The organism is Microbacterium sp. NPDC090003 (assembly GCF_044748385.1).
GTDB lineage: Bacteria > Actinomycetota > Actinomycetes > Actinomycetales > Microbacteriaceae > Microbacterium.
In genome coordinates this window covers 448,195-462,019 of sequence record NZ_JBIVFW010000002.1, presented here as the reverse complement: position 1 = coordinate 462,019, position 13,825 = coordinate 448,195, and the positions used below count along the sequence as shown (strand labels likewise).

At 70.7% G+C, this 13,825-nt stretch carries 13 protein-coding genes; 11 read left to right on the top strand and 2 right to left on the bottom strand.

The genetic code is table 11. The features are described from left to right. Nucleotides 1-14 precede the first annotated feature (14 nt). From ACIPVN_RS15125 to ACIPVN_RS15115, 3 genes are all read left to right on the top strand, one after another. Nucleotides 15-848, top strand: coding sequence for a purine-nucleoside phosphorylase (locus tag ACIPVN_RS15125; RefSeq protein WP_400444461.1), 834 nt, complete (start codon nt 15-17; stop codon nt 846-848). Next, the gene (locus ACIPVN_RS15120) at nt 845-2,515 is read left to right on the top strand and encodes a phospho-sugar mutase (RefSeq protein ID WP_400444458.1); all 1,671 of its coding nucleotides are present in this window, start codon (nt 845-847) and stop codon (nt 2,513-2,515) included. Before ACIPVN_RS15125 ends, ACIPVN_RS15120 begins: the two co-directional genes overlap by 4 nt. A 66-nt stretch (nt 2,516-2,581) precedes the next feature. Further along, nucleotides 2,582-2,845 carry an HPr family phosphocarrier protein gene (locus ACIPVN_RS15115; RefSeq protein WP_400444455.1) on the top strand — a complete coding sequence of 88 codons (264 nt, stop codon included), beginning with the start codon at nt 2,582-2,584 and terminating at the stop codon, nt 2,843-2,845. A gap of 37 nt (nt 2,846-2,882) precedes the next feature. Here the strand turns inward: ACIPVN_RS15115 and ACIPVN_RS15110 are convergent, their stop codons facing one another. Beyond that, nucleotides 2,883-4,802, bottom strand: a complete 1,920-nt coding sequence (locus ACIPVN_RS15110; RefSeq protein WP_400444452.1) for a BglG family transcription antiterminator — start codon at nt 4,800-4,802, stop codon at nt 2,883-2,885. A 171-nt stretch (nt 4,803-4,973) separates the two neighbouring features. On the opposite strand from ACIPVN_RS15110, the gene ACIPVN_RS15105 reads away from it, so the two are divergent. The 8 genes from ACIPVN_RS15105 to ACIPVN_RS15070 all read left to right on the top strand — a co-directional run bounded on the left by ACIPVN_RS15105 (nt 4,974) and on the right by ACIPVN_RS15070 (nt 12,679). Further along, nucleotides 4,974-5,288 carry a PTS sugar transporter subunit IIB gene (locus ACIPVN_RS15105; RefSeq protein ID WP_400444449.1) on the top strand — a complete coding sequence of 105 codons (315 nt, stop codon included), beginning with the start codon at nt 4,974-4,976 and terminating at the stop codon, nt 5,286-5,288. Further along, on the top strand, nt 5,285-5,560 hold the full coding sequence (locus ACIPVN_RS15100) for an HPr family phosphocarrier protein (protein WP_247624821.1): 276 nt from the start codon (nt 5,285-5,287) through the stop codon (nt 5,558-5,560). The genes ACIPVN_RS15105 and ACIPVN_RS15100 overlap by 4 nt, the downstream gene beginning before the upstream one ends. Further along, nucleotides 5,560-7,245 carry a phosphoenolpyruvate--protein phosphotransferase gene (ptsP, locus tag ACIPVN_RS15095; RefSeq protein ID WP_400444445.1) on the top strand — a complete coding sequence of 562 codons (1,686 nt, stop codon included), beginning with the start codon at nt 5,560-5,562 and terminating at the stop codon, nt 7,243-7,245. The genes ACIPVN_RS15100 and ptsP overlap by 1 nt, the downstream gene beginning before the upstream one ends. Then, a complete protein-coding gene (locus tag ACIPVN_RS15090) occupies nt 7,242-8,858 on the top strand; it encodes a PTS mannitol transporter subunit IICB (RefSeq protein ID WP_400444442.1) in 1,617 nt (538 codons plus the stop codon). The genes ptsP and ACIPVN_RS15090 overlap by 4 nt, the downstream gene beginning before the upstream one ends. Before the next feature lie 63 nt (nt 8,859-8,921). After that, nucleotides 8,922-9,356 (top strand): PTS sugar transporter subunit IIA, encoded by a 435-nt coding sequence (locus ACIPVN_RS15085; RefSeq protein ID WP_400444439.1) that lies wholly within the window; start codon nt 8,922-8,924, stop codon nt 9,354-9,356. Then, nucleotides 9,353-10,510: a mannitol-1-phosphate 5-dehydrogenase gene (locus tag ACIPVN_RS15080; RefSeq protein WP_400444436.1), complete on the top strand. Its 1,158-nt coding sequence runs from the start codon at nt 9,353-9,355 to the stop codon at nt 10,508-10,510. Before ACIPVN_RS15085 ends, ACIPVN_RS15080 begins: the two co-directional genes overlap by 4 nt. Nucleotides 10,511-10,591: 81 nt before the next feature. Further along, on the top strand, nt 10,592-11,884 hold the full coding sequence (locus ACIPVN_RS15075; protein ID WP_400444433.1) for a flavin-containing monooxygenase: 1,293 nt from the start codon (nt 10,592-10,594) through the stop codon (nt 11,882-11,884). A 36-nt stretch (nt 11,885-11,920) separates the two neighbouring features. Then, complete coding sequence (locus ACIPVN_RS15070; protein WP_400444431.1) at nt 11,921-12,679, top strand: alpha/beta hydrolase; 759 nt, start codon at nt 11,921-11,923, stop codon at nt 12,677-12,679. 26 nt (nt 12,680-12,705) lie between these two features. Here ACIPVN_RS15070 and ACIPVN_RS15065 read toward each other — a convergent pair whose 3' ends face one another. Next, nucleotides 12,706-13,824: a polysaccharide deacetylase family protein gene (locus ACIPVN_RS15065; RefSeq protein WP_400444428.1), complete on the bottom strand. Its 1,119-nt coding sequence runs from the start codon at nt 13,822-13,824 to the stop codon at nt 12,706-12,708. Between the last annotated feature and the right edge of the window lies 1 nt (nt 13,825).

Genomic DNA, 13,825 nt, shown 5'->3' with positions numbered 1-13,825 from the left:
CTAGAGTGGAGCCTATGTCCGAGACTCACAGCAACCCCCTGGACGACCCGAACGCCAACCCGTTCGAGGTCGCCGCCACTGCCGCCGCCGACATCGCCCGGCTGACCGGCGTCGAGAAGCACGACATCGCGCTCACGCTCGGCAGCGGTTGGGGCAAGGCCGCCGACATCATCGGCGAGACCGTCGCGACCATCCCCGCGACCGAGGTCACCGGCTTCTCGAAGCCCGCGCTCGAGGGCCACGTCGGCACCCTGCGCAGCATCCGCACCCCCGACGGCAAGAACGTCCTCGTCATCGGCGCGCGCACCCACTACTACGAGGACCACGGCGTGCGCCGTGTCGTCCACAGCGTGCGCACGGCGGCGGCGACCGGCGCCGAGATCATGGTGCTCACGAACGGCGCCGGCGGCATCCGCGAGACCTGGACACCCGGCCAGCCGGTGCTCATCAGCGACCACATCAACCTCACCGCCGACTCTCCGCTCGAGGGCGCCACCTTCATCGATCTCACCGATCTGTATGCGAAGCGCCTGCGCGACATCGCCCGCAGCGTCGACCCGAGCCTCGACGAGGGCGTCTACACGCAGTTCCGCGGCCCGCACTACGAGACGCCGGCCGAGGTGCAGATGGCGAAGGCCATCGGCGGTCACATCGTCGGCATGTCGACCGCCCTCGAGGCGATCGCCGCTCGCGAGGCGGGCATGGAGGTGCTCGGCTTCTCCCTCATCACGAACCTCGCCGCCGGTATCCAGACGACTCCCCTCAGCCACGCCGAGGTGATCGAGGCCGGTCGCGAGGCGGAGCCGGTGATCTCGGCTCTCCTCGCCCGAGTGGTCGAGGCGCTGTGAGCGAGGAGCGGCTCGCCCAGGCGCGCGCCTGGATGCGCCAGGATCCCGACCACGAGACCCGCGACCAGCTCGCCGGCATCATCACGCGCGCGGCGAGCGGCGAGGAGGCCGCGCTGGCCGACCTCGACGACCGCTTCGGCGCCCGCCTGGCCTTCGGCACGGCGGGCCTGCGCGGCGAACTCGGTGCGGGGAGCAACCGCATGAACCGCGTGCTCGTGACGCAGGCGGCCGCGGGCTTCGCGGCGTACCTGCGCGAACGCGCGGGCGGCGCGACGCCGACCGTCGTGATCGGCTACGACGGACGCCGCAACTCGCGGGTCTTCGCCACCGACTCCGCCGAGATCTTCGCCGGTGCGGGGCTGCGCGCCGTGCTGCTCCCCCGTCTGCTGCCCACGCCGGTGCTCGCGTTCGCGGTGCGCCACCTCGGTGCGGATGCCGGGGTCATGGTGACCGCGAGCCACAACCCGCCGAACGACAACGGCTACAAGGTGTACCTCGGCGGCGACGACGGGGGCTCGCAGATCGTCGCCCCGGCGGACGCCGAGATCGCGGCGTCCATCCAGCGCATCGCGGAGGCCGGCGACATCTCTGCTCTACCCCGCTCGACCTCCTACGAGATCGCGGGCGAAGACGTCATCGATGCGTACGTGGCCGCCACGGCCGCGGTCGCCCCGGCTCCCGCGGGCGCATCGGGCCTGCGCTGGGTGTACACGGCGATGCACGGCGTCGGGTGGGAGACCTTCGCGCGCATCGTGACCGCCGCGGGCTACCCGCGCCCCGCCGTCGTCGGCGAACAGCTCGCACCGGACGCGACGTTCCGCACGGTCTCCTTCCCCAACCCGGAGGAGCCGGGGGCGATGGACCTCGCGTTCGCGCGCGCCCGGCGCACGAACGCGGACTTCATTCTCGCCAACGACCCGGATGCCGACCGCCTCGCCGTCGCCATCCCCGACGACTCGGCGCCCGAGGGCTGGCGTCGCCTGACCGGCAACGAGGTCGGCCTGCTCCTGGGCGCTCGTGCCGCGCGCGCCGCCGCCGGTACGCCCGGCGCAGCGCTCGCGTGCTCGCTGGTGTCGTCGCCGGGTCTCGGCGCGATCGCCGCGCACCACGGCCTCGACTTCCATGAGACGCTCACGGGGTTCAAGTGGATCTCCCGTGCACCCGGCATCGTCTTCGGTTTCGAGGAGGCCCTCGGCTACCTCGTGAACCCCGAGACGGTCCGCGACAAGGACGGCATCTCGGCGGCCGTCGCGATCCTCGGCCTCGCCGCAGAGGCCCGCGACCGCGGCGTGACGATCGCGGACCTGCTCGCGGAACTCGGCGACACCTACGGGTACTTCTCGAGCGGTCAGGTCTCGATCCGCGTCGACGATCTCTCGATCATCGGACGCGTGATGCTGGCCCTGCGCACGCTGCCTCCTGTTCAGATCGCCGGCCGCCCGGTCGCCTCGGCCGAGGATCTGCTGCAGGCCGCCGCCGGCCAGCCCTCGGGCGACGTGCTGCGCTACCGGCTCGACGACGGCTCGCGGGTGATCGTGCGCCCGAGCGGCACCGAGCCCAAGCTGAAGGTGTACATCGACGCCGCGGGCGCCTCGTCCGACGAGGCCCGCGCGGCGGTCGCGACGATCGAGACCGGAGTGCGGGAGCTCCTCGACGAGCGCTCCTGATCCGACCTGACGGCGCGTGGCCCCTCGGAGCCGCGCGCCGTCGGCATACCCGGATACGATCGGAGCATGCCCACCCGCCACGTCATCGTCAGCGCGCACAACGGTGTGCATGCCCGACCCGTCGCCGAGATCGTCCGTCTCGTGCAGGCCCACGGCGCACCGGTCACCCTGCGCACGTCCGAGGGGACGACCGTCGACCTGCGCAGCGTGCTCGCCGTGATGGACCTCGCGCTCGGCGCGGGCGACGCCGTCGAGCTGCGCACCGCGGCGGGGCCCGGTGCCGACGAGCTGCTCGAGACGCTCGCGGCCGTCCTCGCACCGGCGAACTGACCCGCTCCGGCACGAGCCGTGGGGACGGCGCGAATGCTCAGCCGTCGATGACGGCGACGAGCTCGTCGAGGAACGCCTCGAACGTCGTTCCCCGGCGCACGATCCTCTGCACGCTCTCGCGCTCGCTGAAGACCTCGACGAGCTGCTCGAACACGGTCTGGAAGGCTGCGCGGTCGCCCTCGCTGAAGGCGGCGAGCGCGACCACCTGGACGCGACCGTCCGCCCATGCCGCGGACCCGTCGGCGACACCGATCGCGATCGCGGTGCGCGTGGCGGTCATCTGCAGAGCGTGCGGCACCGCGAGCGCATCCGTGAACGCGGTCGACGACATCCGTTCGCGCACGATGGTGTTCTCGACGTAGTCCTCACCGATGACGCCGGTGTCCACGAGCAATCCCCCGAGGCGCCGGATGATCGCCTCCTCCCCCTCGTCGGGGAGCGGATGCACGAAGGCATCGGCATCGAAGTACTGGGCGAGCTCCTCACGCAGGTGCGTGAGTCGGCGACCGCGGCGGATGCGACCGGCGGCCTGCTGCACCCGCTCGACGTCGGAGTCGGTGAAGAACGGATGGATGCGGACGAAGCGATCGCCGGTGAGGGCGGGCTCGATCGTGCTGAGCACGAGGTCGGTGTCGAACGACGACCAGTCCGGGTCGACGCTGGTCACCACGCTCGTGACCTCGATCGCCGAGCCGAGCGATCGGTCGACGCTCGAGCGCAGCAGCTCGTGCAGTTCGTAGTACCCCGGGCAGACGATGGTGGCGGTGAGGATCGTCGCGGCCTTGCGGCTGCGTTCGAGGCGTCCGCCGACGTGCATGGCGATGTAGGCGATCTCGTCGTCGTGGATCGGTGTGCCCAGCCGGTCGTGCAGGCCCGAGGCGATCGACACCGCGACCTCGAAGATCATGGGGTACGAGGTCTTCAGCGAGCGCGTGAGCGGATTGCGGGCGAAGGCCTGGCCCTGCGCGCGCCGGAGCAGATTCTGCACGTGGAGCGAGAGGCGGAGCACGAACGAGTCCTCGACGAGGTCGACGTCGTACTCGGCCGCGGCCCGGGCGAGTTCGGCGCGCACCGCGTCTTCGACACCCGCCTCCACTCCACTGCGAGCGACCTCCCGCGTCGCCTCCGCACCGGGAGCGACGACCCGGGTGAGCACGAGAGAGGCGAGGTGACGGCTGTCGCCCTCCCCCAGCTCGACGCCGAAGTGCTCGGTCGCCAACCGTGAGATCGTCTCGCCGACCCGGGGGATCTCGTCGTGCGCTCCGGTCGGAACGCCGGCGATCGCGTACCCCGCCGCGACGCGATCCGTCGCGATCGCGATGTGCAGGAGCACGTCCGAGATCGCGAGCTCGTTGACGAAGTAGCCGAGCGTGCCGAGTTCGCGCACGAGCGCCGACTTGAACGGGCCGACCGCCTCGGCCGACATCCCCGTACCGGCGAGCGCACGACGGAACGTCTCGGGATGGAACGACGCGGCATCCATCTCGTCGTGCGCGAGGCGCGAGATGAGGCGGCGCTGCTCCTCCTCGGTGCCCCGCAGCCGAACGATCTCCCGATCGCGCTCGAGCACGAGGTCCGTGCCGTCGAGGAGGCCGCGGACCCGGGCGAGATCGGCCTCGAGGGTCGCCTCGCTCACGTGCATCCGCTCGGCGGTCGCGTAGATGTCGATGCCGTCCGGCTCGTCGAGGAGCATCCGTACCACGGCGTGCAGACGATCGCGGGGTGCGGACTCGCCCCCCGACCGGGCGCGCAGCGCATCGCGCGCGGCGGCGCCTGCGCGATAACCCGCGGGACCGGACTCGACGGCGTCACCGCCGACGCGGGCGTTGAGAGCGGCGACGTACGAGCGGATGCTGCGGGGCGTCACTCCGACCAGATCGGCGAGACTGGCGGCGGTCGCCCACGAACCCCGGCGCAGCAGAGCGGTGAGGATCTGGTCCTGGCGCTGGCGCGACATGGTCCTCCCTCCGCTCGTCGTACGTGCGCGACTTCCGTGTCCGCCGCCCTCCCATGATGTCAGGCCACGGCCGGACCGGGGGCCGGAAGCGGGGTTCCGCGGGGGCGGAAAGGTTCCTGTTGGCGACGCACCCCGCTCGTTTCCCAGACTGTTCTCAGGAAGGTGGAATCGATGAGGATCCTCATTGTGTGCGGCGCGGGCGCGTCGAGCACGTTCGTCGCGCAACGACTACGGCGCGCGGCATCCGACGCGGGTCTCGACTGGGACCCGGTGGCCGGCGTGGAATCCTCCGTCTTCCCCGGCGCACAGGATGCGCTCCTCGTCGGCCCGCACCTCGCGGACCGGGTGGATGCGCTGCGCGCGAGCGCCGGGGCCCCCGTCGCCCTCCTGCCCGCCGACATCTTCGCCGACCGCGACGGGGAACGCACGCTCAGCATCGTGCGCGCACTGCTCGCCGCGGAGAAAACCCCGAAAGGAACACCATGACCGTTTCACGCACCGTTCGGATCGGCTCCTCCCACGGACTGCACGCGCGCCCCGCGAAGCTCTTCGCGCAGGCCGCCAAGGAGGCGGGCATTCCCGTCACGATCGCCAAGGATTCCGGCAAGGCCGTCAACGCGGCCAGCATCCTCGGGGTCATCGCCCTCGCGATCGAGCACGGCGACTACGTCACCCTCACGGCCGACGGTGACAGTGCGGAGGGCGTGCTCGACACGCTCACCGAACTACTGACCACCGACCACGACCAGGAATCCTGATGAGCGAGCTGCGCGGAGTCGGCATCGGGCTCGGCGTCGCGCAGGGCCCGGTCGTGCGCATGACCGAGGCGCTGCCCGCGCCCGACCAGACGCCCAGCGCCGTCGGCGCCGAGGCCGAGCGCGCCCGCGTGCGCGAGGCCGTGTCGGTCGTCGCCCAGGAGCTCACCGCTCGCGGCGAGGCAGCCGGCGGATCGGCACAGGAGGTGCTCGAGGCCCAGGCGATGATCGCCGAGGACCCGACGCTCCAGGACGAGGTCGACGAGCGCATCGACGCCGGCTCCACCGCCGAGTGGGCCGTGCACGACGCCTTCGCGGGCTTCCGCGCCACGCTCGAGGCCGTCGGGGGCTACCTCGGCGAGCGCGCCGCCGACCTCGACGACATCGCCCAGCGAGTGCTCGCCCGTCTGCGCGGCGTCGAGGCACCCGGCGTGCCGAACCCGGGGCATCCGTTCGTCCTGGTGGCGCGCGACCTCGCCCCCGCCGACACCGCCCTGCTCGACCTCGATCAGGTGCTCGCGCTCATCACGAGCGATGGCGGCCCGACCTCGCACACCGCGATCCTCGCCCGTGAGAAGGGCATCGTCGCGATCGTCGGCGCGACCGAGGCGGCGACGCTGGCGACCGGCACGACGGTCATCGTCGATGCCGCGGCAGGGATCGTCACCGCCGACCCCGCACAGGACGCTCTCGACCGCGCAGCCCAGCGTGCCGCGGAGCGCGCCTCCGCCGACGCCGCACCCGCGACGCCGGGGGCGCTGGCCGACGGCACTGCGATCCCGCTGCTCGCGAACCTCGGCAAGCCCGCGGATGCTGCGGACGCCGTCGAGCGCGGGGCCGAGGGCGTGGGGCTCTTCCGCACCGAGTTCCTGTTCCTGTCCTCCACCCAGGCGCCCACGATCGCGCAGCAGCGCGAGTCGTACCGCGAGCTGCTCGCCGCGTTCCCGGGCAAGAAGGTCGTCGTGCGCATGCTCGACGCGGGAGCCGACAAGCCCCTCGCCTTCCTCAACGACGCGCACGAGGAGAATCCGGCCCTCGGGCTCCGGGGCCTGCGCTCCCTGCGGGCGAGCGAGGACATCCTGCGCGAGCAGCTCACGGCCCTCGCCGAGGCGGATGCCGCCACCTCCGCCGATCTGTGGGTCATGGCGCCGATGGTCACGACCGTCGAGGAGACCGCGTACTTCACCGGCCTCGCGCGCGAGTACGGGCTGAAGACCGCCGGCGTCATGGTCGAGGTCCCGGCGAGCGCACTGCTCGCCGACCGGGTGCTCGCGCACGCGGACTTCGCCTCGATCGGCACCAACGACCTGACGCAGTACACGATGGCGGCCGACCGCCTCCTCGGGTCGGTCTCGGCATTCCAGGATCCTTGGCACCCCGCCGTGCTGCGCCTGGTGCGCGAGGTCGGTGCCGCCGGCGCACGCCTGGACAAGCCCGTCGGCATCTGCGGCGAGGCGGCCGCCGATCCCCTCCTCGCCGTCGTGCTCGTGGGCCTCGGCGCCACGAGCCTCTCGATGGCTCCCGCAGCGCTGGCAGATGTCCGCCACGCGCTCTCCGAACGCACGCTCGACGAGGCCCGTAACCTCGCCGAGCTCGCACTGGCGGCAGACGACGCCGCCGGTGCACGCCTGGCCGTGGTGGAAGCATCCGCGGCCCTCCCTCCTCACCAGAAAGAGACGACATCATGACGACGACGTCACCAGCCCCCGCCAAGGCGAACGGGCTCCGAACGGGCGTGCAGCGTTTCGGCACGTTCCTCTCCGGCATGATCATGCCCAATATCGCGGCGTTCATCGCGTGGGGCTTCATCACCATGCTGTTCATCCCCGCTGGATTCTTCGGCGCCAAGAGCCCCTTCGGCTGGCACTGGGCTCCGGTGGCCGAGATCATCGGCGGCGGCGGAGACTCCGCCGTCATCGGATGGCAGGGCGCCATGACGGCGGTCGCCGAGGGCGCCGACGGCAACATCTTCGCCTACGTCGGTCTGGTCGGCCCGATGGTCACCTACCTTCTGCCGCTGCTTATCGCGAACACCGCAGGCCGCATGGTCTACGGCGAGCGCGGTGGCGTCGTGGCGACCATCGCCACGATGGGTGTCATCGTCGGAACCAACATCCCGATGTTCCTCGGCGCGATGATCATGGGCCCGATCGCGGCGTGGATCACGAAGCAGATGGACAAGCTGTGGGACGGCAAGATCCGCCCCGGCTTCGAGATGCTCGTCAACAACTTCTCGGCCGGAATCCTCGGCATGATTCTTGCGATCGTCGGCTTCTTCGCCTTCGGGCCGGTCATGCTCGGCATCAGCGCCGTGCTCGGTGCGGCGGTCGACTGGCTCGTCTCGCTCAACCTGCTGCCCCTGGTCTCGATCATCGTCGAGCCGGCGAAGGTGCTCTTCCTGAACAACGCCATCAACCACGGCGTCTTCACCCCGCTCGGCATCGAGCAGGCCGCTGAGACCGGCAAGTCGATCCTGTTCCTCATCGAGGCGAACCCCGGACCCGGTCTCGGTCTCCTGCTCGCGTTCACCTTCTTCGGTGTGGGCGCGGCGAAGGCCTCGGCTCCGGGCGCGGCCGTCATCCAGTTCTTCGGTGGCATCCACGAGATCTACTTCCCGTACGCCCTCAGCAAGCCGACCACGATCCTCGCGCTGATCGCCGGTGGCGCAGCAGGTGTCACGACGAACATGATCCTCGGCGGCGGTCTCGGCTTCCCGGCCGCACCGGGCAGCATCATCGCCGTCACCGCCGGAGCGATCGGCTCGGGCGTGGGCAACCTCGTCGTCGTCTACCTGTCGGTGCTCATCGCCGCGGCTGTGACCTTCCTCATCACGGCCGTGATCCTGCGTGCCTCCCGCAAGCGCGATCTCGAGGCAGAGGGCGACACCTTCGGTGCCGCGATCGCGCAGACCGAGGCGAACAAGGGCAAGTCGTCGGCCGCGATGGACGCGCTGCGCACCTCGAGCGGCGCAGCTGCCGGCGGAGCCGCCGTCGCCACCGACCGCCGCATCGAGAACGTCGTGTTCGCGTGCGACGCCGGTATGGGCTCCTCGGCGATGGGCGCGAGCGTCCTGCGCAACAAGTTCAAGAAGGCGGGCGTCGACGGCGTCACGGTCACCAACCAGGCGATCGCGAACCTCGACGGAACGGCCGATCTCGTGATCACGCAGCAGCAGCTGACCGATCGCGCGAAGGCCCAGTCGCCGAACTCCCTGCACGTATCGGTCGACAACTTCATGAATTCCCCGAAGTATGAAGAGGTCGTCGAGATGGTGCGCGCCCAGCGCGACACCGACGCGTGACACACCCCGGTGGGCGGATGCTGCGGCATCCGCCCACCGGACCATTCTCAGAAAGGAATCATCATGAGCGTTCTCACCCTCGACCAGATCCGCATCCACCCGGGATCGGCGACGCAGGAGGAAGCCCTGCAGGAGGCGACCGACATCCTGGTCTCGGTGGGCGCCGTGACCCCGGCCTACGTCGACGCGATGCGCCAGCGCGAGGAGACGGTCTCGACCTTCATGGGCAACGGCCTCGCGATCCCGCACGGCACCAACGAGACCAAGGACGCGATCCTCGCCTCTGCCCTCTCCGTCGTGCGCTACGACGGAGGCGTGGACTGGGCGGGCGAGCCGGCGACGTTCGTGATCGGCATCGCCGGACGCGGTGACGAGCACCTCGAGATCCTCTCGCAGATCGCGATCCTGTTCTCCGACGAGGACGACGTCGCGAAGCTCAACGCCGCGCAGACCCCGGATGAGCTCTTCGCCCTGCTCTCGGCGGTGAACGAGGGATGAAGGCCGTCCAGTTCGGCGCCGGTAACATCGGCCGCGGCTTCGTGGGGCTCCTGCTCCACGAGGGCGGCTACGAGGTCGTCTTCTCGGATGTGGCGGACGCACTCGTCGACGCGATCAATGCGGTCGACGCGTACACCGTGCACGAGGTCGGACCGGGCGGCGTCGATCGCACCGTGACCGGGTTCCGGGCCGTCAACAGCAAGACCGATCCGGATGCCGCGGCCGACGAGGTCGCCACGGCCGATGTCGTCACCTGCGCGGTCGGACCGACCGTGCTGCGTTTCATCGCGCCGACCATCGTCGCCGGCCTCACCCGCCGCTCCCCCGACGCCGCGCCGCTGGTGATCATGGCGTGCGAGAACGCGATCGGCGCGACCGATCTGCTCCGCGCCGAGATCGAGAGCGCCGCGGGCGCCGACGCGCACGAGCTGCTCGCGAAGGCCGTCTTCGCGAACACCGCCGTCGACCGCATCGTCCCGGCGCAGCCCGAGGGCGCAGGCGTCGACGTCACGGTCGAGCCGTACTTCGAGTGGACGATCGAGCAGGGGCCGTTCGGCGGCACGCTGCCGAACATCCCCGGCGCGCACTTCGTCGACGACCTCGCCCCGTACATCGAGCGCAAGCTGTTCACGGTCAACACCGGCCACGCGGCCACCGCGTACTTCGGCGCCCGCGCCGGCATCGACCGCATCTCCGACGCCCTCGCCGATCCGCGGATCGCTGCGGCGGTGGGCGCGGCCCTCGAGGAGACCTCGGCGGTGCTCGCCGCGACCCACGGGCTCGACCCGGCAGATCTGGCCGAGTACCGCGCGACCATCCTCGAGCGCTTCCGTAATCCCGCGCTCGTCGACACCGTGCAGCGCGTGGGACGCCAGCCCCTGCGCAAGATCTCCCGGCACGAGCGGTTCATCGGTCCGGCCGCCGCCGCGGCCGAGCACGGCCTGTCGACCGACGCGCTCGTGGCGGCCATCGCCGCGACCCTCGAGTTCGAGGATGCCGAGGACACCCAGGCCGTCGAGCTGCGCCAGTTGCTCGACACGCTCGACGCGCAGACGTTCACCACGCGCACGACGGGACTGGAGCCGCAGCATCCGCTCTTCGCGGACGTCGAGGCGGTCGTGGCCGCGCGGCAGGACGCCCTCCGCGCCACCTGACCGACTGTTCTGCTCCGCCCCCGCGCCCCGATACGATCGGGGTGCGGGGGCGTTTTCGGTACACGGATGTGCGGGGGCAACATGGACACCTATGCCGTGATCGGCGCTGGCCCGTCGGGCCTGGCCGCCGTCCGCGCGCTGCAGAAGCGCGGCATCCCCGTCGACGGCTACGAGGCCTCGCACGGAGTCGGGGGCCTCTGGGACATCTCCAACCCGCGCAGCACGATGTACGAGTCGGCGCACCTCATCTCGTCACGCACGACGACCGAGTTCCGAGAGTTCCCGATGCGAACCACGGTCGACTATCCGGGGCACGCGGCTCTGCTCGAGTACTTCCGGGAGTACGCCGATCATTTCGGCATCAGCGAGCTCTTCCGCTTCGAGGCGCGCGTCACGCGCCTCGACCCCCGCGACGGAGGCTGGGACCTGACGAGTAGCGGCCCCGACGGCGAGCACACGCGCCGGTACGCCGGCGTCGTGCTCGCCAACGGCACACTCGCCGAACCGAACCTCCCCGCCTTCCCCGGCGAGTTCACCGGCGAGCTGCTCCACACGAGCGCCTACTCCTCCCCGGCGCAGCTCGCGGGACGCCGGGTGCTCATCGTCGGCGCCGGCAACTCGGGCTGCGACATCGCGGTGGATGCCGTGCACCATGCCGACGCGATCGACATGAGCGTGCGTCGCGGCTACTACTTCGTTCCGCGCTACCTCTTCGGTCGCCCGAGCGACACACTGAACCAGGGTCGTCCGCTCCCCGCCCGACTCAAGCAGGCGCTCGATTCCCGCGTGCTGCGCGCGTTCACGGGAGACCCCGTGCGGTTCGGCTTTCCGAAGCCCGACTACCGTATCTACGAATCCCATCCGATCGTGAATACCCTGGTGCTCGATCACCTCGGCCAGGGCGATCTGCGCGTCCGGCCCGACGTCGACCGCTTCGACGGCTCGACCGTGCGCTTCCGCGACGGATCGTCCGGCGACTACGACCTGGTGCTCCTCGCGACCGGCTATCGGCTCGACTACCCGTTCGTCGACCCCGCGCACCTGAACTGGCGCGGCGCCTCCCCCGAGCTCTTCCTGCACGTGTTCCCGGCATCCTTCAACGGGTTGTACGTGATGGGGATGATCGAGGCATCCGGCATCGGCTGGCAGGGCCGCTACGAACAGGCCGAGCTGCTCGCCGCGTACCTCGAGGCGGCAGAACAGGACCCGGCGCGCGCGGCCCGGTTCCGCGCGAGAGTCACCGACTCCGCCTGGCCCGACCTCACCGGCGGGTACCACTACCTGAACCTCGACCGCATGGCCTACTACGTTAACAAGGACGCCTACCGCGGCGCGCTCCGCCGCGAGCAGCGCGCTCTCGCGCAGCCCGCGTGAGCGGGGCCTCTCCGGCATGGCGCGTACGCTGGAGAGGTGCAGAAGAAGCGTGGCCGGCGCGTCCTGAAGTGGACGCTGTGGAGCATCCTGATCATCGTCGTGCTCGGCGCCGGCGGTATCGTCGCCTGGAGTCAGATCGGTGTGATGGGGGCGGAGAAGGCACCCCTCGCCGCCGTGCGCGAGAACCCAGCGATCACGGTCGACGACGCAGAGCAGGGTATCGTCCTCGCGCCCGCCGACGGCGACTCCGAGATCGGTCTCGTCTTCGTGCCCGGCGCGAAGGTCGATCCCTGGGCGTATGCCGCGATCCTGCAGGGCGTCGCCGAGGAGGGCGTCACGGTCGTGATCACGCGCCCCTGGCTGAACCTCGCCTTCTTCGATCCGCGCCCCCTCGACTCCTTCACCTCCGCCGCGCCCGATGTCGACGTGTGGGTGGTGGGCGGCCACTCCTTGGGCGGCGTGCGCGCCTGCCAGCTCGCGGCGGATGCCGATGCCCTCGCGCTCTTCGGCTCGTACTGCGCCACCGATCTGTCCGACACCGATCTCGCGGTGCTGAGTCTTGCAGGCTCCGAGGACGGCCTCTCGACGCCGGCGAAGATCGCGGATGCGCGCGGCAACCTGCCCGCCGATGCCGACCTCGTCGAGATCGACGGCGCCTCGCACGCCTCGTTCGGGGACTACGGGCCGCAGGCTGGTGACGGCGCGCCGTCGATCTCCGAGGACGAGATGCACGCCACGGTCACCGAACTCCTCGGGGCGTTCCTCGCCGAGGAGGCGCAGGCCGCCGCGGGCTGAGTGCGGAGGCCAGCCGATCTCAGCGCTCAGCCGATCCGCGAGATCAACGACTCGAGGCCCATGCCGTAGTCGATGCGCACGACGGGGAGCGCCAGCTTGTCGGTGCCGATCCCGACATAGCCCGGCTCGATCGTGCGGGCCATCTCGAAGTCCGCCTGGGCCACACCCTGCTTCGCCGTGTCGTTGTAGTGCCCGAACGGGTAGGCGATGACCTCGCGCACGCCCAGCACGTCGCCGGAGGTGTTGAGGTCGGCGGCGATCTCGTCGGCGGTCCAGTTCTCCATCCTGCCCCGGCCGTTGGCCCCGGCCTGATGCATGTCGTGCGTGTGCGAGCGGCGCAGCACGTATCGCGACGGCGGCGGGTCCTGCCGGTACGCGGTGATCATGAACGACGTCGAGAGCAGCTCGTACTTGTCGACGACCGGTACGGCGAGGTCGAACCACGTCTGGTCGGCGTCATCATCGGTGATGATGACGGAGCGCGCGGGAAGCGACAGCCGACCGTCGATGAACGCGCTCAACTCGTCCCACGTGGGCAGGTAGAAGCCGGTCGTCGCGATGTGGTTCATCTGCGCCTCGAAGTCGCCGATGTAGGCGTAGTTTCCACGCAGCCAGCCCGACTCCCCCTCCGGGTTCGAGGTGAACTGGTGATACATGAGGATCGGCACCTGCACATCGGCCGCCGCGTTCGCCTCCGGCGTCGTCCACGCGCCGAACAGCTCGACCTCGGCATCCGTGCACACGACGGTGTCGGCGCCGTTGACGCGCGCCGCGACGTTCTGCGCTGCCGCGTCGTCGGCGGTGGCGTACCACCCCGCGAACACGCGACCGTCCTGCGCCGGAATCGGCAGATGCTGGTAGAGCCCGCCCTGCGACTGCACCTGCATGTCGAGCGCGATGGCTTCGCCCGCGAATGACACGGCGCATCCGTCCGGATCGCCGGAGTCGGCGACGAGCTGCTGCGCCGCGGTCAGTGGGCGCTCGATGGGCGTCGCCTCGACGCGCGGGATCGCCTCGGGCTCCCCGTTCGTCCACGTGAACGCTGCAGCGGCACCGCCGACCACGACCACCACGGCGACGACCGCGCCGATCCAGATCGCCCGGCGTCTGCGCCGTGCCCGCGAACGGCTCCCCCGAGTCGTCATG

Bases quoted from the DNA above. Each gene is read 5' to 3' on its own strand.
- ACIPVN_RS15125 (WP_400444461.1), top strand. From the start codon at position 15: ATGTCCGAGACTCACAGCAACCCCCTGGACGACCCGAACGCCAACCCG.
- ACIPVN_RS15115 (WP_400444455.1), top strand. From the start codon at position 2,582: ATGCCCACCCGCCACGTCATCGTCAGCGCGCACAACGGTGTGCATGCC.
- ACIPVN_RS15110 (WP_400444452.1), bottom strand. From the start codon at position 4,802: ATGTCGCGCCAGCGCCAGGACCAGATCCTCACCGCTCTGCTGCGCCGG.
- ACIPVN_RS15105 (WP_400444449.1), top strand. From the start codon at position 4,974: ATGAGGATCCTCATTGTGTGCGGCGCGGGCGCGTCGAGCACGTTCGTC.
- ACIPVN_RS15100 (WP_247624821.1), top strand. From the start codon at position 5,285: ATGACCGTTTCACGCACCGTTCGGATCGGCTCCTCCCACGGACTGCAC.
- ptsP (WP_400444445.1), top strand. From the start codon at position 5,560: ATGAGCGAGCTGCGCGGAGTCGGCATCGGGCTCGGCGTCGCGCAGGGC.
- ACIPVN_RS15090 (WP_400444442.1), top strand. From the start codon at position 7,242: ATGACGACGACGTCACCAGCCCCCGCCAAGGCGAACGGGCTCCGAACG.
- ACIPVN_RS15085 (WP_400444439.1), top strand. From the start codon at position 8,922: ATGAGCGTTCTCACCCTCGACCAGATCCGCATCCACCCGGGATCGGCG.
- ACIPVN_RS15080 (WP_400444436.1), top strand. From the start codon at position 9,353: ATGAAGGCCGTCCAGTTCGGCGCCGGTAACATCGGCCGCGGCTTCGTG.
- ACIPVN_RS15075 (WP_400444433.1), top strand. From the start codon at position 10,592: ATGGACACCTATGCCGTGATCGGCGCTGGCCCGTCGGGCCTGGCCGCC.
- ACIPVN_RS15065 (WP_400444428.1), bottom strand. From the start codon at position 13,824: ATGACGACTCGGGGGAGCCGTTCGCGGGCACGGCGCAGACGCCGGGCG.